The following is a 26,845-nucleotide window of genomic DNA, read 5'->3' on the forward strand; positions in this document are numbered from 1 at the left end:
AATCTGGAATGAATTTTGGCTACGTTACTGTGAACGGAGTGAACAGTAACGAGATCGCTCTTTTACACTTTTGTATATATTAGAATAGCACTTTAGAAAGCACTATGGTATAATAAGGTGAAGGTAAATCGGAATTGCAGATTTAGAAAAATTTTGGGTATTTGAAAAAAGATTGTAACCCTTAAGAGGCGAGAGTAAATATGGTTTATAGGAAATCTTGTACTGTTACACTTTCTTGACATTTTCATGACTGTTCTAAGGATATTTTTACATTTGCCTGAGCTATACTTTAGCCATACCGAACAACCGGTAAATAAAAAATCAGGAGGTACTAAAATGATGAACAGATTATTCAAAAGAGGAATGGTAATAGCACTTGCAGCAGCAATGACTACATCCGCAGGTATTCCTGCCATGGCTGCCCAGAAGGAGACACAGGAGGAGACAGTGACTACATCAGAGGTAACACAAACAAATGTAGATTATGGTTCTCTCACTCAGAAGGAGATTGAAGAGTTTAACTCCATTTATGACCGACCTGACGCTATCGACAAAGAGGTAATGAAAGATGCAGATGGTCTTTCTGATGAAGATATCTATGCCAGATACGATCAGTATCAGGATGAAACCGATACCCTCATGGATCGCCTTGAGGAGCTTGATAAAAAAGCCGGGTGGATCGACAACGAGGAATATGAATATTCCGAGGATGGGTATAATGCTCTGTACGATACAGGCAAGCTCACCGCAGAGGAAGCAGAACAGCTTCAGAAAGCATATGAAAGAATCGAAGAAATTGATGCGGAAGTGTGGACGGACGATGATCTTTCAGACGATGAGATCGAAGCCCGCTATGCAAAGTATGATGACGAGATTACATCACTGAACGCACAGATTGAAACGCTTGAAAAGAAAGCGGGTTGGTATGAGGGATACTATGGAAATTTGAGCGAAGATGAAGTCAATCAGCTTAACAGTATTTACAATAAAATTGATGCAATCTATGACAATATTTATAACGGCTCTGATAACCTCTCTGACGAGGAATTTGCTTCTCGCTATGCGAAGTATTCAGATGAGATTGATGCTTTGGAGGCACAGGCAATCGCTCTTGAAGCGAAAGCAGGTGGAACTAAAATACAGACATACTGATTTTGAAAGATATAATATGGGGAATCTCACAGAATTTCTGAGGGACTCCCCTCATGTGGGATTAAAGATATGGCAAAAAAAATCTATTTGGCAGATGATGAACAGGATATACGAGAAATACTCACAGAATTTTTATCCAATGCCGGATATGAGGTAACAGCATACAAGAATGGTGATATACTCTTTTCTGTTTTTCAGGAGAAGCCCTGTGATCTTGTTATTCTTGATATTATGATGCCGGGTTCAGACGGTCTTTCCATATGTAAAAAGTTAAGGACAATATCATCAGTTCCTATTATTATTTTGACGGCAAAGGATTCAGAGTCTGACCATATGAAGGGATTTATGTATGGAGGGGATGACTATCTGATTAAGCCATTTTCGCCGTCACTTCTTGTTGTCCGGGTAAATGCGTTGTTCCGAAGAGTTGAAATGAATATACCGGTAAAGGCAGATATTTCCTTTGGTGATGTGTGTTTTTCATGGGAGAAGCATAATGCCATTGTGAAAGAGCATGATATTGGTCTGACTATGACAGAATTTTCGCTTTTGGGATGTCTTATGGAACATGGTGGAACGGCAATCCCCCGGAATGAAATTCTCGACAAAGTATGGGGAATAGATTCTACGGAGATAGAAACCAGAGTTGTCGATGAGACAGTAAGAAGAGTCAGGCAGAAAATGAAGACAGCAGGCAGCAAAGTTCGCATTAGTGCTGTCTGGGGCTATGGCTATAAACTGGAGGATTGTAATGAATAAGACACGTTATAAAATTGCCACACTTACAGGTTCCGCCGTTATGGCAGCCATGCTTTTGAGCCTGCTGATTCTGAACATAGTTTTTAATAAAAAAATAGAGCTGAGAGCTGAGAATGCAATTAAAAACGTTTTTACTTTGAATTCAGACGAATATTTGAATTACGAATCTGAAAATGATACAGGCTCTTTATATTATGCCTCACTTGTATATATGGGGGCAGATTCAGAAAACAGGGATGACATATATCAGATTCTGACACCCAAAGAGAAGAAACTTATTGACTGGTATGAAACACACCCGTCTGATGAAATGCAAAGGGCAAAAATTAACGAAGCAACTTATTATATGAAAGCCAGAACAGAGTATTACGAAGACAGCAATGAGAGATTACTTGCTTATGTGGATGTTACCGGCGAACCAGAACTCGTAAAAGAAATCAGTTTTGGTGTTTTGCTGGATGCTTTTGCCATTGCCGCTCTCGGTGCTGCCATTGGATATTTTCTCGGGAAAAAACTTGAACAAAATGACAAAGCTCAGAAGACCTTTTTTGAAAATACATCTCATGAATTAAAAACCCCGCTTATGGCAATTTGCGGATATGCGGAGGAGATTGAAATGGGAGTCATTACCGATTATTCTCAAGCGGGCAGAATGATAGTGTCTCAGACGGAGCGTATGAGTAAACTTATTGAGGATATCCTGTATTTATCAAAAATGGAAAGCGGTACGGAACCATTAAAGTGTGAACCAATAGAAATGGCATCACTGGTTCAAGATATTTTGATGCCGCTTGAAGGAATTGTGAACAGGCGAAACCTTTCAGTATCGTTAGAACTGGACGAAGGATATGTCAACGGAGACCCGGAGAAGCTGGAACACGCTGTTGCTAACCTGATAACTAATTCCGTAAAATATGCGTGTAGTCAAATCGAAATATCGTGGAAAAATCAAGTCCTTTCCATCTGGAACGATGGAGGAGAACTTAGCACAGAGGATTTTTCCCATATGTTTGAACGTTTTCATACGGGACAAAACGGAAACAGCGGAATAGGGCTTGCCCTCTCAAAAGAAATCGTTGAAATGCACGGATGGAAACTTAGTGCGAAAAATGACAGGCATGGCATATGTTTATCAATGGTATGCCACAGTTAATTTAGGAACAATAAGGTTTACAGCTTCCAGTTTGTTGAGATGTTGCAAAATTTGGAATCAGGAGAGAATAAGAATGATTAACAATTTAATGTACATAGAATTAAAAATGGGATATTCTGATGATGATCTGGCATGGATTGGATATGTCAAAACTTCAAAAAGTAGAATAAAAATTTTTTGACATTTCTGAACATGCGTGCTAATATGATTATAGAAAAAGAGTGCTACCGATAGACGGTTAGTCCGATATATGTTTTGACAAAAATTGCCGCTTAGTTTACCAGACCAGGGCGGCTATTTTTGTGGTTTAGTATTATCCTTGCTAAAGGTATATCCAAGACCAAAGCAGGTTAAGCCGAAGCTCACTACTGCTATAAAATCAACAATACTCATGGCTTAGCCCTCCTTTCCAGTGGATTCTCTTTCGAGTTTCTATGTAATCAGAGGGTCACAGGTCTCCGTTTCACTTCGGTCGTTGCAAAACGAGTGCCGCTGGCACTCAGCAACCTCTGCTGAAGGACTAACCGCCTACCGTTATGATAGCACCCATGTTTCGATTATAACAGTCAAGGTGGGAATCTGCAACCGGAAAGTTGACAGCTCATGAAAAATCGGCTGTGATACCATTTTGATACTAAAAAATGAAGAGAATAGAAATATAGCTTGGAAAATCCGCAATACAGGACAATATAGACACGAAAATCATAGAAAATAATGAGATTTTAAGAACCTCACAAACGTAAGATACCCCGGAACCGTAAGGTTTCCGGGGTTTTTCTGTTTTCTATGTTCTTTTGTTATTTATGCTGCAGACACACCATTTTCACCTGTGCGTGTCTGGTTCTCTGCGCCGGAACGGCGGATCCCTGCAAAGATAGAGCCGGCAATATTATGCCATACACTGAAAATAGCACCTGGAAGTGTTGCCAGTGGATTGGCTGCAAAGTTAGCTGCTGCCAGAGAAACTGCCAGTCCGCTGTTTTGCATGCCGACTTCAATAGCTATAGCTGTTGTCCGTGTATATTCTACATGGAAAATTTTGGCTGCAAGGAGTCCAAGCATCATACCACAGAAATTGTGGATTGCAACAACACCAAGGACCAGAACTCCGCAGTTTAAGATTTTCTCTGCATTAACGGCCACGATTCCGCCAATGATCATAACAATGGCAACAACAGAGATCAATGGCATGACATCTGAAACTTTATCTACATGCTCTCCTGCAAGTGTACGAAGAAGGATTCCAAGAAGTACAGGAATCAGAATTACTTTTACAACAGACAGTACCATTGCCCAGAAGGATACTTCCACCCAGGCACCTGCCAGAATGTACACAAGAAATGGAGTCATAACAGGAGCAGCCAGAGTGGAAACAATTGTCATTCCTACTGAAAGTGCAACATCACCGCCTGCAATATAGGTGATCACATTGCTGGCTGTTCCACCAGGACAGCATCCCACAAGGATCACACCCAGAGCCAGATCTGCAGGAAGATTCATGACTTTGCACAATACCCAGGCCACGACTGGCATAATCGTATACTGTGCAACTGCGCCAATGATCACTTCCTTTGGTCTGGAAAAAATTGCACGGAAGTCTTCCAGACGTATGGTCAGTCCCATGCCAAACATGATCACACCCAGAAAAACAGACGTATAATTTGTCATCCATGCAAATCCATCCCTCCAGAAAAAGGCAAGGCATGAAAAGGCAATGATGATGATTCCAATATATCTGGATGCAAAACTGCTGATTTTTTCGATTTTCTTTAAAATATTTTCCATATATTATACCTCGTAGCTGAAGTTATCGATCAGTCTTGTTTTGCCAATATAGACAGCCATTGCTACGAGAACATTATGATCTGCTTTTTCCACAGGCTGCATGGTAAGTGCATCTACCATGGAAACGTAGTCGATTTTTGCCAGAGGCTCTTTTTCGATCACTGCACGCATTTTGCCGAGAAGTTCTTCTGCGGAAATGCCTGCGTGGATGATTTCCTGTCCGAGTTTTACGGATCTGGACAGACAGAGAGCAGCCTTTCTCTCTTCATCGCTTAAATATGTATTTCTGGAGGATTTTGCCAGTCCGTCCTCCTCACGGATGATTGGGCAGCCTACGATCTCTATATCAAAATTCAGATCCTGGACCATCTTGCGGATGATGGCAAGCTGCTGAGCATCCTTCTGTCCGAAATATGCTCTGTCCGGGGCTACAATATGAAACAGTTTGGTTACAACTGTGCACACACCCTTGAAATGGATAGGACGTGTTTTTCCACAAAGTGTTTCAGATAATGTATCGATACTTACAAATGCATGGGGATCATGATACATTTCAGAAGGTTCAGGGCAGAAGATCAGGTCTGCGCCAAGACTCTCACAGAGTTTACTGTCTCGCTCGAAATCTCTTGGATATGCCTCAAGATCCTCTGTCGGACCAAACTGTGTTGGATTGACAAAGTCAGACACAACTACAATGTCGTTCTGCTCTCTGCATTTTTTGATCAGACTTGCATGTCCCTCATGAAGAAATCCCATTGTTGGAACAAGACCTATAGTTTTACCTTCTTTTTTCCATGCTTTGATCTGTTTTTTTGTTTCTTCTACTGTTTTTGTTACCTGCATTGTTATCTCCTCTTTCTCGGTCAATGGACCGGTATCATAGATTTTGAGATAGCCTCTTTTCTGAATTCACTTTCATCTTATGATAGTCTCTAACCTGATATCAATGTTTTCAGGCCATGTCTTTCAGCAGACCATGTTTCTCATAATTGGTCACTCTGCTGATCTTATTCTCTTCATCTACAAATACAACTGCAGGCTTATGAGTACGTGCCTCTTCAGGCTCATACCCTGCGTAAGCCATGATGATAATCTTGTCACCTGTGCTTACACATCTTGCTGCTGCTCCATTCAGACAGATCATACCGCTTCCGCGTTTTCCGCAGATTGTGTATGTCTCGAATCGACTGCCGTTGTTCACATCTACAATCTGAACTTTCTCATATTCCAGTATTCCGGCAGCTTCCAGCAGTTCTTCATCCACAGTAATGCTTCCCACATAATCCAGTTCGGCCTGGACAACAGTTGCTCTGTGGATTTTTCCTTTTAACATTTCTATTGTCATCTTATATAGTCCTTTCCTGCGGGAAAAATCAGAGTCATGCAGCTCCATAAAAAGGAAATATACCTTTATGATCTGCAAAAAAAGCGCATCAGGATACACTTTGACCCTGAAACGCTTCTGATTGATTCCCTGTATATTGAGTCCTGTTTCTGATACATAAAATATGGCTTGTTATTCCATAGATTAGGGGAAATCTGATTTCCTGTATCATAAATACCGGCTCCTATCTTTTAAAATTACATACATCCTTCCGTTTCCGCTTTCGGGTTCCGGCTGGCTGTTTTTATATAAGATTCCAGTGATTTCAGCCAGAGTATAGTTTTGAGTCCAAATACTATCTCTGAGTGGTATTATTACATCTGGTCGGTTATTTGTCAATAAATTGTTTATCTACTGTTCACATACAACTATCCCAAATCCCGAGACGATAAAACATAATTGATTTCTGACAGACAGTTTGCTAGAATATATCTATGAAAAGAGAGTAGTGTGCCGGGCGGATTCGGTTAAATAAGAAATGGAATAAAGTATATTATGGATAATTATGAAAAACAGGTATATACGGGAAGAAAGTTGTTTCTAAAGTATGATCAGGATAAGCTGATAGAGAAATATGGATTGAAACATGATGAAGAATATCTGTATTTGAAATATATCGGAACAGAATATCGGATCGATCGCGGAAATGGTGCCATTGAATATGTTGCGGATGATGAATGGACGGATTGCAGAGAATATACAATTGTTATGACAATTTATGATTTTCTCTGTTGCTCCGGACAGGAAGTACTGCCGCCTTTGACCGGGCAGTGGCAGCCTGTGAGCAGGTTTGTAACTGCCGGAAGCAGTCCGTCAACAGCCCCCTTTGTGGAAAAGTATGCAAAAGCATTTTCAGGAAAAGTGGAAGAGGTAAAGCAGGCCTGCACCTGTCTGGGGGGAAAGCAGACGGAGCGTTTGGCAGGGGCGGATCTGACATTTGAAATGCCTGTTCTTCCGGGTTTTTCTGTGTTGCTTCAGTTCTGGGATGGGGATGAAGAATTCCTGCCAAAGATTTTACTGTTGTGGGATAAGGTATCGTTATCATATCTTCATTTTGAGACAACCTATTATCTTCAGGGAGATCTTCTGAAGACTATACTGCAGACCATCGGCTGAATACATTGCAGCCGGTCATTTGGAGGGCGGTACGCAGTATCTGAAAGCTGAACACAAAAGAGGGAAAGAACCGGATGAACTTGTCACTGCGAGAATTGAAGTGGGGGATCAGATGGAGCTGTTGTTTTAAGAATATGGAATAATCAATCTATAGCAATCCTCGTAAATAATGCATTTAAGAGGATTGCTATAAGTACAAATGAGCAGAAAACAGTAATGTCAATGTTGCGTGGAATTCGGAAGTAGGAGAACAGTTCGAATATATAATCGGCTGTTCTTTTTTTAGCGTTAAAGCGGCGAGGTTTTTCTTGTGTACAGTGGAATGTAGGAGTATAATGAAATCAATATTTTGCATAAATTTACAATCTGTAATAGAACGACGATCGGCAAAGCAGATGAAAGTCTGTGACGCAAAGCTACAGGGCCTGTAAAATGGCAGCCAGTTGCATGAAATGATGTGCGCTGTCTGTGAGACGGTGTTTTTTTATGTTATAGGAAATTACTCCGTAATGTTCCTATAACATAAAAAAGACCTCCGGGCAGGATCGCACTGCGACGGAGGGGAATTATGTCGCTGAAGCGACCCTTCGCAGGCGAAGAATCCTGCAAGCAGGGATGTTATTTCATAAACGGAACCATAATGATTTTATCGGAGAAGAGAGAAAAATATGAAAATCAAAAAAGTACAAAGTGCATGTCTTATTTTGGCATGTATAGCGGCAACAGGACTTATAGGGTGTGGGAAAACAGATGAAACACCAAAGAAGCACGAAGCAATTACTTTTATGGCTCCTTATCTGGAAGTGGACAATTTTATAGAAGAAGTGCATAAAACATATCCAGAGATTGAGCTTGAAGTAGTCCCGTACAGCGGAGCAAATACAACAACCTGTCTGCAGAATATGTTAGAGGCAGATGATCTTCCGGACATCTGCACACAGACTTTTTATAAGCCAGATGTGGTGGATGTCAGTGATAAGATGATTGATCTCTCAGGATACGATTTTACAGATAATTATGTGGAATCACGTCTGAAAGATGTATCCGATGAGGGTGCACTTTATATGCTTCCATCTTTGTACAACTGTTATGGAATCACCTATAATAAAACACTGCTTGAGAAGCATGGCTGGAAGCTGCCAACATCTTTTACAGAGCTTGAAGAACTTGCAGACAAGGCAAAAGAAGCAGGAGTTACGTTATGTATGGCACAGATTCAGTATCCTGGTTCAGCCTTCCAGTATATATGTAATATTGCGGATGCGGGATTCCTTGGTACTATGTCTGGAAAGCAGTGGCAGAAAGATTACCTGTCAGGAAAGGCAAATGTCAGTGACACGGAAGGCATGATGGACAGCATGGAATATATCCAGAAATGGAAAAATCTCGGTATGCTTGACTGCAGCAACAGTGATCCGGTAGATGATAGTAAAACAAGAGAAGCTTTTATAAAGGGAAATTCACTGTTTCTATTGGGACCACAGAATGGCATTATGGAATCAGAAGATACAACGGACAAATTTGGTCTGATGCCATACCTGTCTGAAGATGGAAGCAAGAATGTATTTATTTTAAATGTAAACCGTTTTTATGGATTGAATAAAAAGCTGGAGAATGATCCTGAGAAACTTGAAGATGCATTAAAAGTCATGAAGGTGCTGTCTACGGTAGAAGGAACCAGTGCCCTGTATCCGGACAGTACATTAAAAGCAGGACTGCTTCCTTTCAAAGATGCAAAGGCGGATGACACCTTCTATGCAGATATTTCGGATTTTATCAATGCAGGGAATACGACACCGTTTATTTATTCCGGATGGGAAAATACGATTGTAAATACCGGAACCAAAATGCTGGAATTCATGCAGGATAAGGCATCAATAAAGGATGTGGCAGATCAGCTGGATGAGGATCAGGACAGCGTGGTAAATAATCAGCCGGAAGTGATCACAACAGCTACAGAGGAAATTTCACAGGAAAGCTGTGCAAAGCTGGTGGGCAGATGCTTTGCCGAGGCAACCGGAAGTGACGTTGCTCTTATATCCCTTGGAACATGGATCAGTGGAAATGGTACGAACCAGAACAATGATGGTGTGAGCGGAAAACTGTATGCAAAGAATATTACAGACTATGATGTATGTATCATTCTTCCGACTGGCTGGTCACAGACGATTAAAACAATCAGGCTGACAGGAAAACAGATTCAGGCATTGTATGAAGAAGGTTATGATGCAGTTGGTACAGGCAAGAATTATCCATATATGTTGGTAAATCCTGAAGATATGGAACTGGAGGATGGAAAGACTTATCAGGTTGCAATTTCCGGAATCAGTGAAAAACTGGCATCAGAAACGGAAGTGACAGACAGTGGTGTTGTGGGTATGGATGCGGCAAAGGAGTTTTTTGGGCAATTTGAAACTTTAAGTGAAGCAGACGCTGAATGGAAATAAGCGGAGGAGAAGGATGCAGAAGGCAAAGAGTTACCGGAACTTAATATTGGGTTGTTGTATGACTGGTATAGCGATGTTTCTTGCATTCTTTTTCCTGTATCATACTTATATCCAGGATATTATCTATGAGGAACGATTAAACCAGATGGAAGAGGTTACCCGTCAAATGTTTCAAAATCTGGAGGATGTGATCGATTCCCATTGGAATCGGGTAACGGAAGAATGTAATTATCTGAGAGATGCAAACGTACAGACTACAGATGAACTCTGCAGACACATGAAAAAGAAATATGAATTATCAGCATATGCAGAGCAGAAGATTACGTTGATGGCAGTGGATTCAGAAGGCGGATATTATACAGAATCCGGAAACAAGGGACTTTTCCGGGAACTGGATTATTTTGAAGAAAGTCCTGAAAAGATCAGTTTTGTTTTTGATTCTATGACGGATAACCAGTCAAAGATGGTATTTCTGAATCGTTTGCCGGAGCCCATACATCTTCAAAATGGAGAAAAGAAAACTTCAATTCTCTATTTTGGAATTGCCCAGGACATGGAACAGCTAAATCCATATTTTAACTGCGAAGCTTATAACGGAAACAACAGTGTGTATGTACTGGATGATAATGGATCTAAACTGTTCAACAGCAATCAGGTGGAACTGATCAAGGGCCATAATGTATTTTCTGTTTTACAGAATATGAAGTATCTTCACAATTCTTCCTTTGAGAAAACAAAGGCGGAACTGGAGAAAAAAGACTGCAGTTATTCTAATGCAGTTCTGGATGGAACAGAATATTTTTACGGATTAAAAAGAATGGAAAATGCCGAATGGACACTTATCTTTCTGGTTCCGGCGGAGTATGTTGCTACGAATACATTAAAACTTGTCAATTTTGTTATGGTATTTATCGTTATCTTTACGGTTATCGTAGCTGCCTGTGTTATGATGGGGATTTCCTTTGTTATGTACAGAAATCAGCAGGAAGCAATCCGTTTGGAGCGGGAAAATAATGCCAAGCTGGAAACAGTGAATACAAAGCTGCGGCAGGCAAAACAGGCGGCAGAGGATGCTTTTCAGGTGGCACAGGAGGCGAACAGATCCAAGAGCAGTTTTCTTGCCAATATGTCTCACGATATACGTACTCCTATGAATGCGATCATTGGTATTACGTCCTTAATCAGACATGATGCCGGTGATAAAGGCAAGGTAATAGAGTATGCGGATAAAATTGATACTTCCTCACAGCATCTGTTAGGAATCATTAATGAGGTTCTGGATATGAGTAAGATTGAAGCAGGAAAAACTGTCTTCAAGTATTCTGATTTTTCTATTCCGGATTTTATACAGGAGATTGACACTATATTTCGTTCTCAGATATCTGAAAAGAAGCAGACTCTTACAATTACAAAAGAAAACATCAGGCATGAGTGGGTGAACGGGGATCAGGTTCATCTGATGCAGATTTTTAGTAATCTGCTGTCTAATGCAATAAAATATACACAGGAAGGTGGAGAAATTCAGCTTCTGGCAGAGGAATGTGAATCAAATTCATCTGTTTATGCAAAGTATCGCTTTTTAGTCTGCGATAATGGTATGGGAATGTCGGCAGATTTCAAGAACACGATTTTTGATGCCTTTACCCGTGCAGAAAATTCCCTGACAAATAAGATACAGGGAACCGGTCTTGGAATGGCAATCACCAAAAATCTGGTTGATTTGATGGGCGGAACCATTGATGTAGAAAGTGAACCGGGACAGGGCAGCTGTTTTGAGGTTTTTATGGATCTGAAAATCGCAGAAGAAAGATCTGTTTCTCCGGATTCACAGGCAGAAACAGAAGAGCAGGATGGCAATATCCTGAAAGGAATGAGATTTCTGTGTGCAGAGGACAATGAGCTGAATGCGGAGATTCTGACGGAACTGTTAAAGATTGAGGGCGCGGAGTGTACGATTTGTGAAAATGGTCAAAGGGTTCTGGAGACATTTGAACAGTCTGTTCCTGGTGACTATGATATGATCCTGATGGATATACAGATGCCTGTCATGAACGGCTATGAGGCAACGAAGGCAATCCGCAGAAGCTCCCATGAGCTGGCAAAGACAATTCCGATTATTGCCATGACTGCCAATGCATTCTCAGAGGATATTCAGCATTCTCTGACAGCTGGTATGAATGCCCATATTTCAAAACCGGTTGATATGAAGACGCTGGAAAAGACAATAAGAAGCATAAAATCCGGCGGCGGGGGGGGTACCGAAACGCAGGTCATTGCTCAGTAACCATTAAATAATAAACCCGTACTTGCTGTTTTGGATCAGGTGCTTGGAACATCATATGAGTTACATGAGTGAGGAAAAGTGGATCGTAGCTTAAAATACGAATCGTCAGTTTTGGGGAGATAAGAAATTTATCTCCCTGTTTTTCTAATGTATGCTCGGAATCTTTTTGTATTCGATTATGCACATCTATAACTTCTATACCCATATCGGGTAATTTATCAGAAACATGTAATTATGCAATATAAAGCAGAAGAACTCTTTCAATGCAGTTTTTCCATGAGAAATTTTATAAACGTAATAAGTTTTGTGAACTTTTTTACATCATTTATGGTTATATAATATGTAAGACGTTTTACAACAGGAGAATATATAATGAGTGACAGAAAGCTGCTGAAGAAAGTACGGGACGGAGATAAAGAGGCATTATCTGACATTATAAAACAATATTATGCGGACATTTTCCGTTTCTGTCTTTACATGATACAGAACGAAGAAGATTCCTATGATATTACGCAGGAAACTTTCCTGAAGTTTATGAAATATGGGACATCTTATCAAAGAAACAATCTGAAAGGATATCTTCTTACCATTGCCAGAAACCTCTGCTTTGATTATCAGCAGAGAAAAAAAGAGGCAGGAAAAAATCTCCGCAGTTATGAAGCTGAGAATGAAAACGGAATTCTTAAAATAAGTGAAAACACGAAAAATATTCAGCAATATCCAGATATTTGCGGAACAGATAAAATGAAAGAAATGGAAGATTATCTTTATCTGAAAGGACTACTGAACAGACTTTCCCAGGAGGTAAGGGAGGTAATCATTTTGCGTGCATATGAGGAATTGAAATTTAAAGATATTGCAAAGATGATGAATTGTAGTCTCTCTACTGCAAAGTCGAGATATCGTATTGGAATTCAGCAGATGAAAAATATGATAAAGGAAGGAGATCAATGAGAATGCAGGATAAAGATATCAGACGGCTTTTTCAAAAAGCGGAAATACAGGTTTGTCCGGAACAGAAGCGGATATTAAAAATGTATGAATATCTTCAAAATGAGATCGACAAAAATGAAAATAAAAAGCAGAGAAAAAGAACAGAGATTTCATTGAGGGATATTTTGTGGCAGCAATTCAGACTTATAGATAAAACATATGTAATTGTGTATATTATGGCAGTTTTTGCAGGTTTTGCGCTGATGGTATTTTTGCAGTATGCAGGAACAGGGAAAAATGATGCGATAATGGTAAGTATGATAATTTCTGGTTGTTTGAGCACGCTTTCTGTCTGGGGGATTAACAAGTTATATTTTGGAAAAATGGCAGAGTTGGGAGCAACCTGTTATTTTGATACCAGAATGTGTGCGGCAGCAGGGCTGATGGTTATCGGAAGCATTAATTTTACAGTTATTATGTTATTGGCATTATATTCAGGAAATACATGGGAAGTATCAAATTTGCAGACAGTGATATATATTTTGACAGCATATCTCGTATCAGGTTCATTAGATTTCGGGATTTTACTTTTTAAAACAGGAGAAAAAGCATCAGTGGCAATGGCAGCAGGAATTCTTATCTGTTCAGGTGTTTGTATAGTGGTATCAAACATTTCTGGCGCATTATTTTCTGCTTCAATCAGTATATGGGCAGGTGTGTGTGCAGTGGCAGGAGGATTAACATTTGTGCAGGTAAAAAGATTGTTCTCGGCAGGAGAAATGGTGTTTGAGGAGGCATAATATGCATGAATTAAAGTTATACGAGGTTCAGAAAAAATATAAAGACAAAACAGCGGTGAAACAGGTAAGTTATACATTTAAACATGGAGTTTATGGTCTGCTCGGAGAAAACGGGGCGGGAAAAACAACTCTGATGCGTCTGATCTGTGGAGTTTTGCAGCCAACCACAGGAAATATTTATTATGATGGAATGGAAATTGCTCAGATGGGAGCAGAGTACCGCAGGCTTCTGGGGTATCTGCCACAGGAACTGGGTTATTATGACAATTTTACAGCAGAAAGATTCTTGAGATACATAGCTGCATTGAAAGCTATGTCAGCGGAGTGTTCCGAGCAGAGGATTCAGGAACTGCTGGAACTGGTAGAACTTCAGAAGGATAAAAAGAAAAAGCTTAGAACTTTTTCAGGGGGAATGCTTCGGAGAGTAGGAATAGCCCAGGCGTTGCTCAATAATCCGGAAATTCTGGTTCTGGATGAACCGACTGCAGGATTGGATCCGAAAGAAAGGGTAAAATTTAGAAATATTATCAGTTCATTGGGAAAAGAAAAAACAGTATTACTTTCGACACATATTGTATCCGATATTGAATACATCGCTGATCAGATTTTAATTATGAAGGATGGTGAACTGATCTGTAGTGGAACAGAACAGGGGATTACTGCAAGTGTAAAGGGATATGTCTGGAAATGTAATGTTTCGACTGATGTGGCACAAAAACTTTGTAACCAGTATATGGTAAGTAACCTGAGAAACGGCAGTGAGGAAAACCAGGCAGAACTGAGGATTATTTCAGAAAAATGCCCATTTCCCGCTGCTGAACTTGCAGAGGAAACACTGGAGGATGCATATCTTTATCAAACACAGGATATTAACAGAATAAGGAGCAGAAGAGATGAGAATACAGTTGTATAAGATGGAACTTTATAAAATTTTTCACAGGAAGATTTTCTGGATAGGAATATTAGCAATCTTGGGATTGATGTTTGTGTATTTCTGGTTTGCGGAAGTGGGAGATGAGAGATGTGTAATAGATGGTCGGAGCTATTCAGGATATGAAGCAGTACAGATGAATAAAAAAATTACAGAAGAGTATGCGGGTACTGTCACAGATGAAAAAATCAATCAGATTGTAGATAAATATGGACTTCCTTCGGAATTAAATGAAAATATGTCTGGCTGGAAGAACGGTAATTATCTGAATGATTTTGTAACAAGATTTTTTACAAATGGAAGCTGGGAGAATGGAGTAAAACCTACAGAGCGATATAGGCTTAAGGACACTGATTTATGGAAAGCCTATAAAGAATACAATGAAAATATAGACAGCAAATCAGAAAAAAACGATAAGAAACAGATGAAAAATGAGATATTGTCAATGTGGAAGCTCAAACCAACACTGGAATATACCACAGGCTGGAAAGTTTTCGGAGAACTGCTGCAGTTTGGACTGATTTTGGGAAGTATTATGATCCTCTGTGTGATTTCAGGTATTTTTGCAGAGGAAAGTCAGACAAAGATGTTACCAGTAATCTTTACAACAGTGGAGGGGAAAAGGAAGGATACTTCAGCCAAAGTTCTGGCTTCTTTTACGATAACAGTTCTGTTATATGCAGGAATTACAGGAAGTGCATGGGGATTATGCAAAATCGTGTATGACTTAAAGGGAGGATACAATCTGACAGGAGTAGTCATTTCGGGAAGTATGTGGAAGACAGTGGATAAAGTTCCATTTTTCAGTTATTTGTCAGTGCTTTTGATATTGGGGATGTTGGCATTTTTATCATTAAATGCCATTACATTGTGTATTTCAGCATATCAGGACAGTATGTTTGGAGCTGTAGTTGTAACTGCAATATGCTGGGCAATTCCATTGCTTGTACGGATTTTTTTTGGTGGATTTGTATGGATTTTGGTGGACTCGATGCCGATGTTTCTCATTATGCAGGTGAATCTGAATGATATATACAGTATCTGGTACGTTGTAGCTGTAATAGCTGTGGGTGTGTTGGCAGTGTCTCTGACCAAAGGGATATTGCATTATAAAGTTAAACAGGTAGTGTAAGAAGAAATTTACTTGTTTCGGTTAAAATATCAAAATATAAATTTTCCTGTAACGTTTCTTCTGTCTGTGACTTAGTTATATAGAAAGACATCAGATAAAATAATGATACAGCAGACAGGAGGATCATCATGAAACGATATTTAGGAATATTCATTCTGACAGTTATGGTTGGTTTATCAGGTTGTGCATCTGATACAGACAGTGATACTCAGGTGAGCAGCCGTGCATATTCAATGCAGATACAACAAAATCAGAACCGTGTTCAGACATTCAATGGAAGAAGACAGATCAGGTCGTCAGATGGATCTATGTGGACACCGCCGGCAGGGTCATATCAGGATAAAGATGGTTATATTCTGGATAAGGACGGCACCACGATCGGCCAGACAGGGCCATTAAAAATCCCGAAAGATGCAGTAGGATAATAAAAATACAAGGAGCAGGAATGGAAAAATCAGAAATCGAAACAATCTACCGGAAGTATTTCCATGATGTCTTTCTCTATATCCGGGCACTTTCCGAAAATGAAAGTCTGGCAGAGGAGATCACCCAGGAAACATTCCTGAAGGCAATGAATAATATTGAGAAATTTGATGGCCGGAAGGATATCCGCGCATGGCTATTTGTAATTGCGAAGAATACATATTTCCGCTATTGCAGACGAAATAAAATCTATGTAGGCGAAGAATTTTCAGAAATAATGCAGGATTCCATGCAGGATACATCCCCGGCAGTACTGGATCAGATCGTGCAGGATGAGACAGTTCGGAATCTCAAACGCTATGCAGAACTGATACCGGAACCCTACAGGGAAGTATTTCACCTGCGGATATACGGTGAGCTCTCCTTTGAGCAGATCGGAAAATGCTATCAGAAAAGTGCAGGGTGGGCAAGAGTAACTTACCATCGTGCACGCCAGATGATACGAGCACAGATAAGTCAGGAGGAAAAGTAACATGGAAAAAATAAATTGTAATGTGATTCAGGATATTCTGCCATTATACATTGATGATGTGGTAAGTGATGACACAAAAGAACTTGTAGAAGAACACCTGCAAAACTGCGAAATCTGCCAGCGGGTATACCATGAGACAAAGACAGGCCTTGAAAATGATATGAAGATCTCTGCACAGACAAAAGAAAGCAGCCATGAAGCAAATGATCTGAAGAGTTTCAGAAAGTTTTTAAAGAAAAGAAAGATAAAAACAATCCTGCTTTCCATAGCAGCAACCATAGTTTGTTTTGTGGCAGTGTTCACGTTCATGAATAAACATGTCACATATATCAGCTACAAAGATGCAGGGATAACTATTATTGAGGATAATAAAGATGAAGTAACATATAGAACAAATATAAAAGGAAATTATCGCTGGAGCACATCTTTGGACAGGAAAACAGGTGTAATGACTATCCATTTTGAACAGAGTTTGTGGGAAAAATATGTAAGCTGTATTTTTTATCCATATGATCATATTCATGATATTTTGAAGAAAGATGAGATAAAAGAAGTATATGTAGATAAGGATGGAACTACAACAACAATCTGGGAAGCTCCGGAGGAAGAACAGAAGGCTTATTTATCTGAAGAACATACAGAGCCGTTAGGATAAAATCTTAGAGTGTTTTTCAAACACGATCTAAAATATGAAAGCGAATTTTATAGCAGTCCTATAGGTTATAAGGATTTACAAAGGGGTTGTCATGGAAGGCAGCCTCTTTTTGTAATTGCTGATGGACATTCTCTTCCCATATGTTACAATAGAACAAGAATATGGAAAGAAAGACAGGAAACCTAACTATGAAAAAACAACTAAATTATGCAGATATCATAAAGGAAGCGCTGATCCTGACAGGTGCGGTAGCAATCATTGCGGCAGCAGTTTATTTCTTCCTGGTGCCGAGCCATACCTCTGTAAGCAGTATCTCCGGTCTTGGTATCGTGTTATCAAACTTTGTACCTTTATCATTGTCTGCAATCACCATGATTTTGAATGTGGTACTTCTGATCATTGGCTTCATCACCTGCGGACGCGAATTTGGCGTAAAAACAGTTTACACCAGTATCGTTTTGCCCTTATTTCTCGGATTATTTGAGAAATTATTCCCGGATTTTGGCTCTATGACCAACAGTCAGGAGCTGGATGTGCTGTGCTATATCCTGGTGGTCAGCGTAGGACTGAGCATTCTTTTTAACAGAAATGCATCCTCCGGCGGACTGGATATTGTGGCAAAGATCATGAACAAATATCTCCACATGGAACTGGGAAAAGCAATGTCTCTTTCCGGTATGTGTGTGGCTCTTTCCGCAGCGCTTGTATATGATAAGAAAACAGTGGTGCTGAGTATTCTGGGAACATACTTTAATGGAATAGTTCTGGATCACTTTATCTTTGACCATAATATTAAACGTCGTGTCTGCGTCATCACTCAGAAAGAGGAAGAACTGCGTAAATTCATTATCGAAGATCTGCACAGCGGAGCGACAATCTATGAAGCGACAGGTGCCTATAATATGAAGAAACGCAATGAGATCATCACGATAGTAGACAAAACAGAATATCAGAAGCTGATGGCTTACATCAATCATGAAGATCCAAAGGCTTTTGTGACGGTTTACAATGTATCGGATATGCGCTATCAGCCCAAGCTGTGAGAAATATTATGGCAGGAAAGCTGTGGGTATGCTAAAATAGCAGAGTGATTATATAACCATAAAGAGATTATGGTAGAAAGAGGATGAAAGATGAGAAAAGGAAAAGGAATTGCCCTGCTTCCCATTGGTGTATTTCTTGTATTATACCTTGGACTGGGCATTTTGTTTGAGTATGTGATGGAAATCCCCATGGGATTTTATAATGTGCCTATTGTAGTAGCATTTCTTGCTGCAATCCTGGTTGCCTGTCTGCAGAACAGATCGCTGGATTTTGATAAGAAACTGGAGATCATGGCACAGGGAGTTGGGGACAAAAATATCATCACCATGCTTCTGATCTTCCTTGCAGCCGGATCTTTTGTAGGAGTTGTGGGAAGAAGCAGTGCTGAGAGTGTTGCATATTGTATGCTGAGTCTGATACCTGCCAGATTTTCAGTGTCTGTGCTGTTTATAGTTGCCTGTTTTGTGTCTGTGGCTATGGGAACCTCTGTGGGAACCATTACCCTTCTGACACCGATTGCAGCAGCAGTTTCCACAGCATCAGGATTTGATCTGGCATTTTGTGTGGCTTCTGTTATGGGAGGAGCCATGTTTGGGGACAATCTTTCTTTTATTTCAGATACGACGATTGCTGCATGTAATGGTCAGGGATGTGAGATGAAAGACAAATTCAGGGAAAACTTCTGGATCGCTCTTCCGGCAGCCGTTGCCACACTGATCTTAATCCTGATCCTGTCATTTCAGACAGAAATCCAGGGCCGTGTGATCCAGCCCTATCATCTGACTCAGGTAATACCGTATGTGCTGGTATTGATCGGAGGAATTGTTGGGATCAATGTGTTTGTGGTATTGCTGACAGGAATCGTATCCGGAGCATTTATTATGCTGATCGGAGGACATACCACACCTGTAGAGATCCTGAAAAATATGGGATCCGGTGTATCCGGAATGTTTGAGACTTGTATGGTGGCGATTCTGGTAGCTGCCATGTGTGCGCTGATACGTGAGTATGGTGGATTCGATGCGCTTCTTGGCTGGATCCATAAAATTTTCCGCGGAAAGAAAGGCGGACAGCTTGGAATGGGACTTCTGGTAGGAACTATGGATATTGCCACTGCCAATAATACAGTGGCGATCGTAATGGCAAACCCTATCGCAAAGGAAATGGCAGAAGAGTATGGGATTACACCAAGAAAGACAGCTTCCATACTGGATACTTTTTCCTGTGTTTTCCAGGGAGTGATTCCATATGGTGCACAGATGCTGGTTGCAATCTCAGCAGTGAACGAACTGGGTGGTGAGATTTCTGCATTTCAGATTATGCCGAAATTGTTTTATCCCATGTTATTGCTGCTCAGCTCTCTGATCACAATTATGAGAGGTTCAGACCGTACAGGAGCTTAAAAGATTCCCCCTGCCGGAAGCTATATTTTTTTCAATTTCTTTCAAAAAATACTTGACCTTCCTCCTTGTGGAAGCAGTATAAAGGAAGCACAGACAGGGCAGTAGAGCAGCGGATCAGCTATATCTGCTGTCAGGAAAGCAAGAGGTAGCAGTATGAAGATCAAACAGGTGGAAGAGCTGGTAGGCATCACCAGAAAGAATATCCGTTTTTATGAAGAGCAGGGTCTCCTGAATGTGGAGCGTGCAGAGAACGGATACCGGGAATATCATACGGCAGATATTGCCAGACTTCAGGAAATCAAATTATTCCGGAAGATGGATATTTCCATAGAAGAGATGAGAGCTCTTTTTGAAAAAAGGAAAAGCCTGCAGGTCTGTCTGGAACAGCACCTGGGAGAACTGGAACGCCGCAGGGAAGGCCTTGTGAAAATGCAGGAAATGTGCCAGCGCCTGATCGCAGAGCATCAGTCTCTGGATACCTTGAATGCCGAGAACTGTCTGGAAGAAATCGAGCAGATGGAGAAAGAGGGTGCAAGGTTTATGGATATAAAGAAAACAGATATCCGTAAGAAAAGAAGGACAGGAGCGATCATTGGAGCAGTAGTTATGATCTTGCTTATGGGATTTACCATAGGGCTTATGCTGTGGGCAAATACACAAGATCCCATACCGACCGGACTGCTGATATTTCTGATCGCCATACCGGTTGTGATCATCGGAGGAATTCTGGCAGCACTTGCAGGACGCATGAAAGAGATTGAAGGAGGAGAAGAGGATGAAGCTTCTAAGTATTGAATATATTCCGGGTGTAGAGTTTGAGGCACTGGGAATTGTAAAGGGAACAGTTGTACAGACAAAAAATGTAGGAAAAGATTTCATGGCAGGGATGAAGACTCTGGTAGGCGGAGAGATCACAGGCTATACGGAAATGCTCAATGAGGCAAGACAGATTGCCACCAAGCGTATGGTGGATGAAGCCAAAGAGATGAATGCGGATGCTGTGATCGGTGTAAAATACGGCTCCTCTCAGGTAATGTCAGGGGCAGCAGAAGTGATCGCATATGGAACTGCTGTGAAATATAAATAAATGACAGGATGCCGGCGGCATGAGAGATTTGCCGCCGACATCCCTGAAATATGATCTTACACACTGTCTGAAAAGTGATATCACCACAGATGAAAGGTAACAATATGAGCGATAATAAGAATGTAAATCAGGATAAAGGTCTTCAGGGAAATGAAAAAATAGAGCAGGCGATCGCTGCTCTGCAGCAGGAAGCCACTCAGGAAATGCTGGCACATACACTGACTGTAATCCGTAGACGAATGAGAGAAAACGGCCAGTTTATCCTTTCAGTAGAACCGCCCACAGGAGACAGCCAGCTCCGGATCGGCACAGTGAAAACCGGAGATGAAAAAGTCTGGTGGGCGGCATTTACAAGCTTTGAGGAAGAACTGAAAGGTGGCGGAAGCGTACAATCCACTTTTCTGACAGACATAGATCAGCTTTTTCCTTCAGCATTACAGGTAAATGAGATTGAGGGAATTATCCTCAACCCATGGAACCGGACGATCATGCTCGATAAGAACCTGATTAATATTATATTGGGAAATATATGAAGCTATGTAAAGAACTCTCATGTTCAGTTAAATAAAAGTCCTCATTGTTTATCCTTTTTACAATTTCTGCAAAGTTATGCGATAGTTAAAAATGGATAAATACTGAGGACTTTTCTGCTTATCGGGAGTTTCCCATTTTGTTCAATTCAGGCAAGATTGTAACCAACATGGTAATAAAACACAGAGAACCACCGATCACATTGGATACAGGCTCTGCCATAAACACGCCATCTGTGCCCATGTGTAATCCATAGGGCAGGAAATAAGTCAGCGGAACCACGATAAATACTTTACGAAGCAGGGAGAAAAAAATCGCCTGCTTTTTTTTATTCAATGATTTAAACACTGTCTGACCAATATACTGCAGATCCATAAAAATAAAGGCTGCAAAGTAAAGCTTCAGCGCAGGAACGGCATCCTTCAATAACAATTTATCTGAACTGAAGATTCCGATCAGAAATTCAGGGGCAATGAGAATGACGCTCCACATGATACCTGTATAGATCAGAACCATAATGATCAGAACAACCCCTGCTTTCTTTACTCTGTCAGGACGTCTGGCTCCGTAATTGTAGCTGAGAACAGGAGAGGTTCCCTCATTGATCGCATGGATAGGCGTCTCCACCATCTGGCGAACACTGGATATAATAGTCATGACAGAGATATAAATATCACCGCCTGTCACGGAAAGAACATTATTGCAGCAGATACTTACCAGGCTGTTAGTCAGCTGCATGATAAATCCAGCAGACCCCAGACTGATGATATCCCTGGCATGTCTGGTGCACTCAGAAATCTCATTTATATGAATCCATCTTACCTTCAATTCTGATTTTCCATGAAGAAAATAAAATACAAGCAAGGCAGAGAGAATCTGAGAGATGACAGTAGCAATCGCTGCACCCTTAATCCCCATATCCAGAACAAAAATAAAAATCGGATCAAGAATAATATTTGTCACTGCACCGACTGTTACTGACAGCATACCGATAATGGCATATCCCTGTGCATTGATAAAAGGATTCATTCCTGTTGCTATCATGGAAGGGAGAGTACCCAGAAGGTAAATCATCAGATAGGGATACGCATAAACCAGAGCATCATCTGAAGCACCAAACAGAGTCAGTAAGGGGCGGGCAAAAAGAAATCCGATCAGCATCAGCACAGCAGCACTTCCACATAACATGGTGAAAGCAGTATTCATGATCATGTCAGCAGTCCTGGAATCTCCTTTTCCGCGGTTGATAGAGAAAATTGGTGCACCTCCGGAACCAAAGAGATTACTGAAAGCAGTAATGATCATGATGATCGGAAAGCATAAGCCCACAGCGCCAAGTGCAGTTGTTCCTATATCATGGATCCTGGCGATATAGATACGGTCCACAATGTTGTATAAAAGATTCAATATCTGCGCTACCAGCATGGGAAGCGCAGCGCTTAATATATTGTTGGTCACAGTTCCGTTTTCAAAATCAATTCGTTTCATTATAAATCTTCCTAAGTTTAAAACTTTTATCGTGCATATAAGTATATCATAAAGTAAACAGAAATTCACTCTGATACAGTGGTGTTGGAACAAAATAGTTACTGTTCACTCCGTTCACAGTAACGTAGCCAAAATTCATTCCAGATTGCCTGCGGCAATGGAATTTTGGCTTGTATGTCTCGGGATTTTGGCATATTCATGCCAAAACACCTCGCGGGACAGTGGCATGTGAACAGTAACACAAAATATTCTCTGAAATTGTCATAAGTCATGATACAGAGAATAAAAAAGCATTTTTTATCCATACTATTTTCATGTAACAAAATACAGTATTTCTTAAAAAAGGAGACAACAGACTATGATTTTAAAAGAAAAGGAACGTTCAGTAATCGAAGATCTTCAGACACAAGAGAAAAGCTGTGTGGAAAAGTATGGAAAATACGCAGAACAGGCCAGAGACCCGGAGCTTAAAAATCTTTTCCGGAATATCCAGCAGGAAGAACAGAAGCATTATGAGTCTTTGTCAATGATTCTTTCCGGAAGTGTGCCTGAATGTAACTGTAATGACAGATCAGGCAGAGATTATCAGCCAAAAGCGGTCTATACAGCTATGAGTTCACCGGAAGACAAAGAGCACGATGCGTTTCTTGCAACAGACTGTATTGGTACAGAGAAGCTGGTGTCAGGAACATACAATGATGATGTATTTGCCTTTGGCGACAGTGGTGTACGCAAGCTGCTGGCAGATATCCAGATTGAGGAGCAGAATCATGCGGAGATGCTGTATAAGTATAAAACAGTGAATGGAATGGCATAACAGCGAAAATTCCCAGATGACTCTGAGAGGAAAATCCCAGATAAGTGGCGATTTCAATATAAGAATAGGGGGAACAAGCCAGAAGATTCCTGGTAAGCTTTACCTTTTCCTGTAAAATGAAATCCGTAAGAGTAACGTTTTCGCATTGCCTGAATAGTTCAGAAAGATAATTCGCATTCAGATGCAGATACTCTGCAATATCCTGGATGCGGATTTTTTCGTGTAAATGTTTGAAAATGTAATCTTTGGACTGCTCCACCCAGATATTTTTGGTGGCAATATCAGAAAGAAGTCTATGAAGCAAGAATCAAGATCCATCGTTCTGAGTACATTACAGAAAGAGACTTCACAAGAATTAAATCCATGGGAATGGATGCAGTGAGAATCCTGGTTCCATATTTCATTTTCGGTGACAGAGAACCATTCATCGGATGTATTGAAGAACTGGATAAAGCATTTAACTGGGCTGAAAAATATGGACTGCAGATTCTGATTGATCTTCATACAGCACCGGACAGCCAGAATGGATTTGACAACGGTGGAATCAGTGGTGTATGCAAATGGTCACAGGAGCCGGACGAAGTGGAGTTCGAGCTTACAGTATTGGAAAGACTGGCAGAGAGATACGGAACAAGAAAAGGATTATGGGGAATTGAGATCCTGAACGAGCCAATACTGGAAGATATGTGGGAATCCATGAAGGATACAGAACGCTATCCTGCGGTTGATCCTGAGAAAGCTAAAGGAACAAAGCTAAATACAATGGAATTCATCCGTGGTTTTTATCTGGAAGCATACGACAGAATCCGCAAACATATGTCGGAAGACAAATATGTGGTATTCCATGATGCATTCTGCTTAAAAGCATGGAAAGATTTTATGCGTGAAGACAAATACAAGAACGTAGTTCTGGATATTCATCAGTATCTGATGGTTGCAGAAATGAAGGGCTGCCAGCAGACTGTAGAAGAGTACGTGAAATATGTAAAAGAGCTGAAAAAGGACATCGCAGAAATGCAGGAATACTTCCCGGTAATCTGCGGCGAATGGTGCCTGTTTAACTCTCTTGCAGTTGGCTGCGATACAAAGGGTGGACAGACAGTTCTCAACGGTGTAGAAGGAATGGCACAGGAAACAGTCAGTGCTGAAGAAAAGAAGAAAATCTACAACGCAGTTGCTGAGGCACAGCTTAAGGTTCAGAGCGCATCTGCACTGTCCTCTATTTCAATCGCATTCGCATGGATACCGGTTATCACATTTGTAATCTGTGTAATCTGCATGGCATTCTTCAGCGTAGATAAATACTATGCAAAAGTAGTGGAGGATCTGTCTCAGGGTAAACACAGAGGCGAATAATAGTAGCAGGATAACAAATAAATTGCATCATTTCTATAGCAAACCTCTCAAATGTATTATTTATGAGGATTGCTGCAAATAAACATAAGTTAACAGCAAAAAGGATGTCGGATTTGTCCCCCGGCATCCTTTTTACATAAAACAAAAATGAAGAACAGAAGTAAGCGGAGATGTTTAATAAGTATAAAACGTAAATTGTATGGTATAAGAGTTGGAAAAAAGAGGCAGTCTGTGCAGGACTGTCTGGATACATAACTGGAACATGTTCCAGTTTGACGAAAGAAAGGGCCACTTTTCGGCAACTTATTAATTGTAAGAACAAATGCGCAGTGCTATACTTATCTTATTAAAATTTATTCCAGATTGCCTGCAGCAATGGAATTTTGGTATATGCATGTCAAAACACCTTGCAGGATAGGCGTATGAACAGTAATTATTATGTGATTGTGAAAAGTAATAACAGAACAGGAAAAGTAGGTATGGCGAGTATAAGAGATGTAGCGCGCAGAGCAGGCGTAGGGGTGGGAACCGTTTCCAGAGTTATAAATGGAACTGGTTATGTATCTGCAGATACAAGAAAAAAGATAGAAAGTGCAATTGAAGAATTACAATATAAACCTAATGAGCTGGCACGAAATCTGTTCCGCAATAAAACCGGAATCGTAGGTATTCTTGTACCAGATGTAGATCATCCGTTTTTCTCTAGTTATGTGAGACAAACGGAGGCAGCTCTTTATGAAATGGGATACAAGACACTGATTGGAAATACCATAGGTATAAGTAACAGAGAACGGGAATTTCTGGATATGCTGGATCGAAATATGGTAGATGGTATTATTACCGGATCACATACGCTGGAAGGTGATGAGTATCTGAAGAGAAAGAAAACAATTGTTTCCCTTGACAGAGATTTCGGTTCTGGAATTCCCATGGTAGGATCGGACCATATGTCCGGAGGAGAAATGGCTGCTAATATTTTAATAAAAAATAAATGTAAGAAAGTCCTGAATATTTCAGGTGTGGCTCCTGATATTGCGGCTAATGACCGACATGCTATTCTTGAAACCATTCTGACAGAGCATGGAGTGGAAGTCATAGATGTGATTATGGAGTGGAACAAATTTGGTCATGAAGATTACCGGGAAATAGCCAGAAAAGCGATGCAGAAGTGTGATGGGATAGATGGTGTATTTGGGACTGATCAGCCTGCACTTTATTATATGCATCTGGCTATGGAAGCAGGCAGAAAAGTTCCGGATAACTTTAGGGTTGTTACTTATGATGGAACAGATATCACCAGACTTTGTTATCCGGAAGCAACCAGTATCTGCCAGAACATAGAAATGCTTGCGGAAATCAGTGCAAACTCGGTGGTTGATCTTATCGAAGAACGTCGTCCGGTTCCTCACAAGCAAATTATTCCGGTAGAGGTGCGTCAGGGACAGACTACATATCCTGTGAATCTATAGGTGACAGCATTAATACAAAAAATTATAGAAAAGCTCTTTGGCATATGTGAAAAGTGTACAAAGAGCTTTCCTATATTTGTGAGACATGGAGAAGAATCAGAAGTGTGTTGACAAATAGTATTATTCATTATATAATCCAAATAAATGGAACGGGTACCATATAT

25 protein-coding genes, 1 pseudogene and 1 riboswitch are annotated in these 26,845 nt (G+C 40.5%); of the genes and pseudogenes, 21 read left to right on the top strand and 5 right to left on the bottom strand.

Annotated elements, in window-relative coordinates:
- Window positions 1-336: 336 nt before the first annotated feature.
- The 3 genes from LJE11_RS14545 (at window position 337) to LJE11_RS14555 (ending at window position 3,064) form a co-directional block, all read left to right on the top strand.
- Window positions 337-1,152, top strand: coding sequence for a hypothetical protein (locus LJE11_RS14545; RefSeq protein ID WP_195565325.1), 816 nt, complete (start codon window positions 337-339; stop codon window positions 1,150-1,152).
- A gap of 69 nt (window positions 1,153-1,221) precedes the next feature.
- The gene (locus LJE11_RS14550) at window positions 1,222-1,911 is read left to right on the top strand and encodes a response regulator transcription factor (RefSeq protein ID WP_195565324.1); all 690 of its coding nucleotides are present in this window, start codon (window positions 1,222-1,224) and stop codon (window positions 1,909-1,911) included.
- Window positions 1,904-3,064 carry a sensor histidine kinase gene (locus LJE11_RS14555; RefSeq protein ID WP_195565323.1) on the top strand — a complete coding sequence of 387 codons (1,161 nt, stop codon included), beginning with the start codon at window positions 1,904-1,906 and terminating at the stop codon, window positions 3,062-3,064. Before LJE11_RS14550 ends, LJE11_RS14555 begins: the two co-directional genes overlap by 8 nt.
- Before the next feature lie 801 nt (window positions 3,065-3,865).
- On the opposite strand, the gene LJE11_RS14560 is transcribed toward LJE11_RS14555, so the two are convergent.
- From LJE11_RS14560 to panD, 3 genes are all read right to left on the bottom strand, one after another.
- Window positions 3,866-4,849: a bile acid:sodium symporter family protein gene (locus LJE11_RS14560; RefSeq protein WP_173684007.1), complete on the bottom strand. Its 984-nt coding sequence runs from the start codon at window positions 4,847-4,849 to the stop codon at window positions 3,866-3,868.
- Window positions 4,850-4,852: 3 nt separating this feature from the next.
- Window positions 4,853-5,692 carry a pantoate--beta-alanine ligase gene (gene panC / locus LJE11_RS14565; protein WP_173684006.1) on the bottom strand — a complete coding sequence of 280 codons (840 nt, stop codon included), beginning with the start codon at window positions 5,690-5,692 and terminating at the stop codon, window positions 4,853-4,855.
- A 109-nt stretch (window positions 5,693-5,801) separates the two neighbouring features.
- Window positions 5,802-6,194 (bottom strand): aspartate 1-decarboxylase, encoded by a 393-nt coding sequence (panD, locus tag LJE11_RS14570; protein ID WP_173684005.1) that lies wholly within the window; start codon window positions 6,192-6,194, stop codon window positions 5,802-5,804.
- Between the two features lie 534 nt (window positions 6,195-6,728).
- Here panD and LJE11_RS14575 point away from each other — a divergent pair.
- From LJE11_RS14575 to LJE11_RS14645, 15 genes are all read left to right on the top strand, one after another.
- Window positions 6,729-7,349: a DUF3786 domain-containing protein gene (locus LJE11_RS14575; RefSeq protein WP_173684004.1), complete on the top strand. Its 621-nt coding sequence runs from the start codon at window positions 6,729-6,731 to the stop codon at window positions 7,347-7,349.
- Window positions 7,350-7,724: 375 nt separating this feature from the next.
- A riboswitch (cyclic di-GMP riboswitch) is annotated at window positions 7,725-7,800 on the top strand.
- 217 nt (window positions 7,801-8,017) lie between these two features.
- On the top strand, window positions 8,018-9,796 hold the full coding sequence (locus LJE11_RS14580) for an ABC transporter substrate-binding protein (RefSeq protein WP_025580242.1): 1,779 nt from the start codon (window positions 8,018-8,020) through the stop codon (window positions 9,794-9,796).
- Between the two features lie 13 nt (window positions 9,797-9,809).
- Window positions 9,810-12,080 (top strand): ATP-binding protein, encoded by a 2,271-nt coding sequence (locus LJE11_RS14585; RefSeq protein WP_195565322.1) that lies wholly within the window; start codon window positions 9,810-9,812, stop codon window positions 12,078-12,080.
- A gap of 372 nt (window positions 12,081-12,452) precedes the next feature.
- Window positions 12,453-13,034 (top strand): RNA polymerase sigma factor, encoded by a 582-nt coding sequence (locus LJE11_RS14590; RefSeq protein ID WP_195565321.1) that lies wholly within the window; start codon window positions 12,453-12,455, stop codon window positions 13,032-13,034.
- 2 nt (window positions 13,035-13,036) lie between these two features.
- Complete coding sequence (locus LJE11_RS14595) at window positions 13,037-13,813, top strand: hypothetical protein (RefSeq protein WP_195565320.1); 777 nt, start codon at window positions 13,037-13,039, stop codon at window positions 13,811-13,813.
- A gap of 1 nt (window position 13,814) precedes the next feature.
- Complete coding sequence (locus LJE11_RS14600) at window positions 13,815-14,726, top strand: ABC transporter ATP-binding protein (protein WP_195565319.1); 912 nt, start codon at window positions 13,815-13,817, stop codon at window positions 14,724-14,726.
- Window positions 14,707-15,876 (top strand): ABC transporter permease, encoded by a 1,170-nt coding sequence (locus LJE11_RS14605; protein ID WP_195565318.1) that lies wholly within the window; start codon window positions 14,707-14,709, stop codon window positions 15,874-15,876. Before LJE11_RS14600 ends, LJE11_RS14605 begins: the two co-directional genes overlap by 20 nt.
- Window positions 15,877-16,004: 128 nt before the next feature.
- The gene (locus tag LJE11_RS14610; RefSeq protein ID WP_055058326.1) at window positions 16,005-16,301 is read left to right on the top strand and encodes a hypothetical protein; all 297 of its coding nucleotides are present in this window, start codon (window positions 16,005-16,007) and stop codon (window positions 16,299-16,301) included.
- Window positions 16,302-16,321: 20 nt separating this feature from the next.
- Window positions 16,322-16,831 (top strand): RNA polymerase sigma factor, encoded by a 510-nt coding sequence (locus LJE11_RS14615; protein ID WP_117674928.1) that lies wholly within the window; start codon window positions 16,322-16,324, stop codon window positions 16,829-16,831.
- Window position 16,832: 1 nt separating this feature from the next.
- On the top strand, window positions 16,833-17,486 hold the full coding sequence (locus tag LJE11_RS14620) for a zf-HC2 domain-containing protein (protein ID WP_227296137.1): 654 nt from the start codon (window positions 16,833-16,835) through the stop codon (window positions 17,484-17,486).
- A 188-nt stretch (window positions 17,487-17,674) separates the two neighbouring features.
- Window positions 17,675-18,529, top strand: a complete 855-nt coding sequence (locus LJE11_RS14625) for a YitT family protein (RefSeq protein WP_118617358.1) — start codon at window positions 17,675-17,677, stop codon at window positions 18,527-18,529.
- Window positions 18,530-18,619: 90 nt separating this feature from the next.
- Window positions 18,620-19,933 carry a Na+/H+ antiporter NhaC family protein gene (locus LJE11_RS14630; RefSeq protein ID WP_173744454.1) on the top strand — a complete coding sequence of 438 codons (1,314 nt, stop codon included), beginning with the start codon at window positions 18,620-18,622 and terminating at the stop codon, window positions 19,931-19,933.
- 153 nt (window positions 19,934-20,086) lie between these two features.
- On the top strand, window positions 20,087-20,728 hold the full coding sequence (locus LJE11_RS14635; protein ID WP_025580254.1) for a MerR family transcriptional regulator: 642 nt from the start codon (window positions 20,087-20,089) through the stop codon (window positions 20,726-20,728).
- Window positions 20,709-21,020, top strand: coding sequence for a YbjQ family protein (locus LJE11_RS14640; protein ID WP_008705112.1), 312 nt, complete (start codon window positions 20,709-20,711; stop codon window positions 21,018-21,020). The genes LJE11_RS14635 and LJE11_RS14640 overlap by 20 nt, the downstream gene beginning before the upstream one ends.
- 104 nt (window positions 21,021-21,124) lie before the next feature.
- Window positions 21,125-21,553, top strand: a complete 429-nt coding sequence (locus LJE11_RS14645) for an SseB family protein (RefSeq protein WP_227296138.1) — start codon at window positions 21,125-21,127, stop codon at window positions 21,551-21,553.
- Window positions 21,554-21,671: 118 nt separating this feature from the next.
- Here the strand turns inward: LJE11_RS14645 and LJE11_RS14650 are convergent, their stop codons facing one another.
- Window positions 21,672-23,039, bottom strand: coding sequence for an MATE family efflux transporter (locus LJE11_RS14650; protein ID WP_025580257.1), 1,368 nt, complete (start codon window positions 23,037-23,039; stop codon window positions 21,672-21,674).
- A 358-nt stretch (window positions 23,040-23,397) separates the two neighbouring features.
- Here LJE11_RS14650 and LJE11_RS14655 point away from each other — a divergent pair, with 358 nt between their 5' ends.
- Window positions 23,398-23,856, top strand: coding sequence for a ferritin-like domain-containing protein (locus LJE11_RS14655; protein ID WP_025581036.1), 459 nt, complete (start codon window positions 23,398-23,400; stop codon window positions 23,854-23,856).
- 25 nt (window positions 23,857-23,881) lie between these two features.
- Here the strand turns inward: LJE11_RS14655 and LJE11_RS20875 are convergent.
- Window positions 23,882-24,115: pseudogene (locus LJE11_RS20875) on the bottom strand (helix-turn-helix domain-containing protein); the annotation flags it as partial.
- A 71-nt stretch (window positions 24,116-24,186) separates the two neighbouring features.
- On the opposite strand from LJE11_RS20875, the gene LJE11_RS14665 reads away from it, so the two are divergent.
- Both LJE11_RS14665 and LJE11_RS14670 read left to right on the top strand, forming a co-directional pair.
- The gene (locus tag LJE11_RS14665; protein WP_331466303.1) at window positions 24,187-25,212 is read left to right on the top strand and encodes a glycoside hydrolase family 5 protein; all 1,026 of its coding nucleotides are present in this window, start codon (window positions 24,187-24,189) and stop codon (window positions 25,210-25,212) included.
- Between the two features lie 422 nt (window positions 25,213-25,634).
- Complete coding sequence (locus tag LJE11_RS14670) at window positions 25,635-26,681, top strand: LacI family DNA-binding transcriptional regulator (RefSeq protein WP_227296139.1); 1,047 nt, start codon at window positions 25,635-25,637, stop codon at window positions 26,679-26,681.
- Window positions 26,682-26,845: the final 164 nt, after the last annotated feature.

Source organism: Blautia sp. DFI.1.216, from assembly GCF_020594215.1.
In the GTDB taxonomy this organism is placed as follows: Bacteria; Bacillota; Clostridia; order Lachnospirales; family Lachnospiraceae; genus Blautia_A; species Blautia_A wexlerae.

Coding starts and splice junctions, on each gene's coding strand:
- LJE11_RS14650 (WP_025580257.1), bottom strand. CDS start 23,039: ATGAAACGAATTGATTTTGAAAACGGAACTGTGACCAACAATATATTA.
- panC (WP_173684006.1), bottom strand. CDS start 5,692: ATGCAGGTAACAAAAACAGTAGAAGAAACAAAAAAACAGATCAAAGCA.
- panD (WP_173684005.1), bottom strand. CDS start 6,194: ATGACAATAGAAATGTTAAAAGGAAAAATCCACAGAGCAACTGTTGTC.
- LJE11_RS14560 (WP_173684007.1), bottom strand. CDS start 4,849: ATGGAAAATATTTTAAAGAAAATCGAAAAAATCAGCAGTTTTGCATCC.
- LJE11_RS14595 (WP_195565320.1), top strand. CDS start 13,037: ATGCAGGATAAAGATATCAGACGGCTTTTTCAAAAAGCGGAAATACAG.
- LJE11_RS14630 (WP_173744454.1), top strand. CDS start 18,620: ATGAGAAAAGGAAAAGGAATTGCCCTGCTTCCCATTGGTGTATTTCTT.
- LJE11_RS14580 (WP_025580242.1), top strand. CDS start 8,018: ATGAAAATCAAAAAAGTACAAAGTGCATGTCTTATTTTGGCATGTATA.
- LJE11_RS14600 (WP_195565319.1), top strand. CDS start 13,815: ATGCATGAATTAAAGTTATACGAGGTTCAGAAAAAATATAAAGACAAA.
- LJE11_RS14545 (WP_195565325.1), top strand. CDS start 337: ATGATGAACAGATTATTCAAAAGAGGAATGGTAATAGCACTTGCAGCA.
- LJE11_RS14550 (WP_195565324.1), top strand. CDS start 1,222: ATGGCAAAAAAAATCTATTTGGCAGATGATGAACAGGATATACGAGAA.
- LJE11_RS14620 (WP_227296137.1), top strand. CDS start 16,833: ATGGAAAAAATAAATTGTAATGTGATTCAGGATATTCTGCCATTATAC.
- LJE11_RS14575 (WP_173684004.1), top strand. CDS start 6,729: ATGGATAATTATGAAAAACAGGTATATACGGGAAGAAAGTTGTTTCTA.
- LJE11_RS14625 (WP_118617358.1), top strand. CDS start 17,675: ATGAAAAAACAACTAAATTATGCAGATATCATAAAGGAAGCGCTGATC.
- LJE11_RS14610 (WP_055058326.1), top strand. CDS start 16,005: ATGAAACGATATTTAGGAATATTCATTCTGACAGTTATGGTTGGTTTA.
- LJE11_RS14585 (WP_195565322.1), top strand. CDS start 9,810: ATGCAGAAGGCAAAGAGTTACCGGAACTTAATATTGGGTTGTTGTATG.
- LJE11_RS14655 (WP_025581036.1), top strand. CDS start 23,398: ATGATTTTAAAAGAAAAGGAACGTTCAGTAATCGAAGATCTTCAGACA.
- LJE11_RS14640 (WP_008705112.1), top strand. CDS start 20,709: ATGAAGCTTCTAAGTATTGAATATATTCCGGGTGTAGAGTTTGAGGCA.
- LJE11_RS14645 (WP_227296138.1), top strand. CDS start 21,125: ATGAGCGATAATAAGAATGTAAATCAGGATAAAGGTCTTCAGGGAAAT.
- LJE11_RS14615 (WP_117674928.1), top strand. CDS start 16,322: ATGGAAAAATCAGAAATCGAAACAATCTACCGGAAGTATTTCCATGAT.
- LJE11_RS14605 (WP_195565318.1), top strand. CDS start 14,707: ATGAGAATACAGTTGTATAAGATGGAACTTTATAAAATTTTTCACAGG.
- LJE11_RS14670 (WP_227296139.1), top strand. CDS start 25,635: ATGAACAGTAATTATTATGTGATTGTGAAAAGTAATAACAGAACAGGA.
- LJE11_RS14555 (WP_195565323.1), top strand. CDS start 1,904: ATGAATAAGACACGTTATAAAATTGCCACACTTACAGGTTCCGCCGTT.
- LJE11_RS14635 (WP_025580254.1), top strand. CDS start 20,087: ATGAAGATCAAACAGGTGGAAGAGCTGGTAGGCATCACCAGAAAGAAT.
- LJE11_RS14590 (WP_195565321.1), top strand. CDS start 12,453: ATGAGTGACAGAAAGCTGCTGAAGAAAGTACGGGACGGAGATAAAGAG.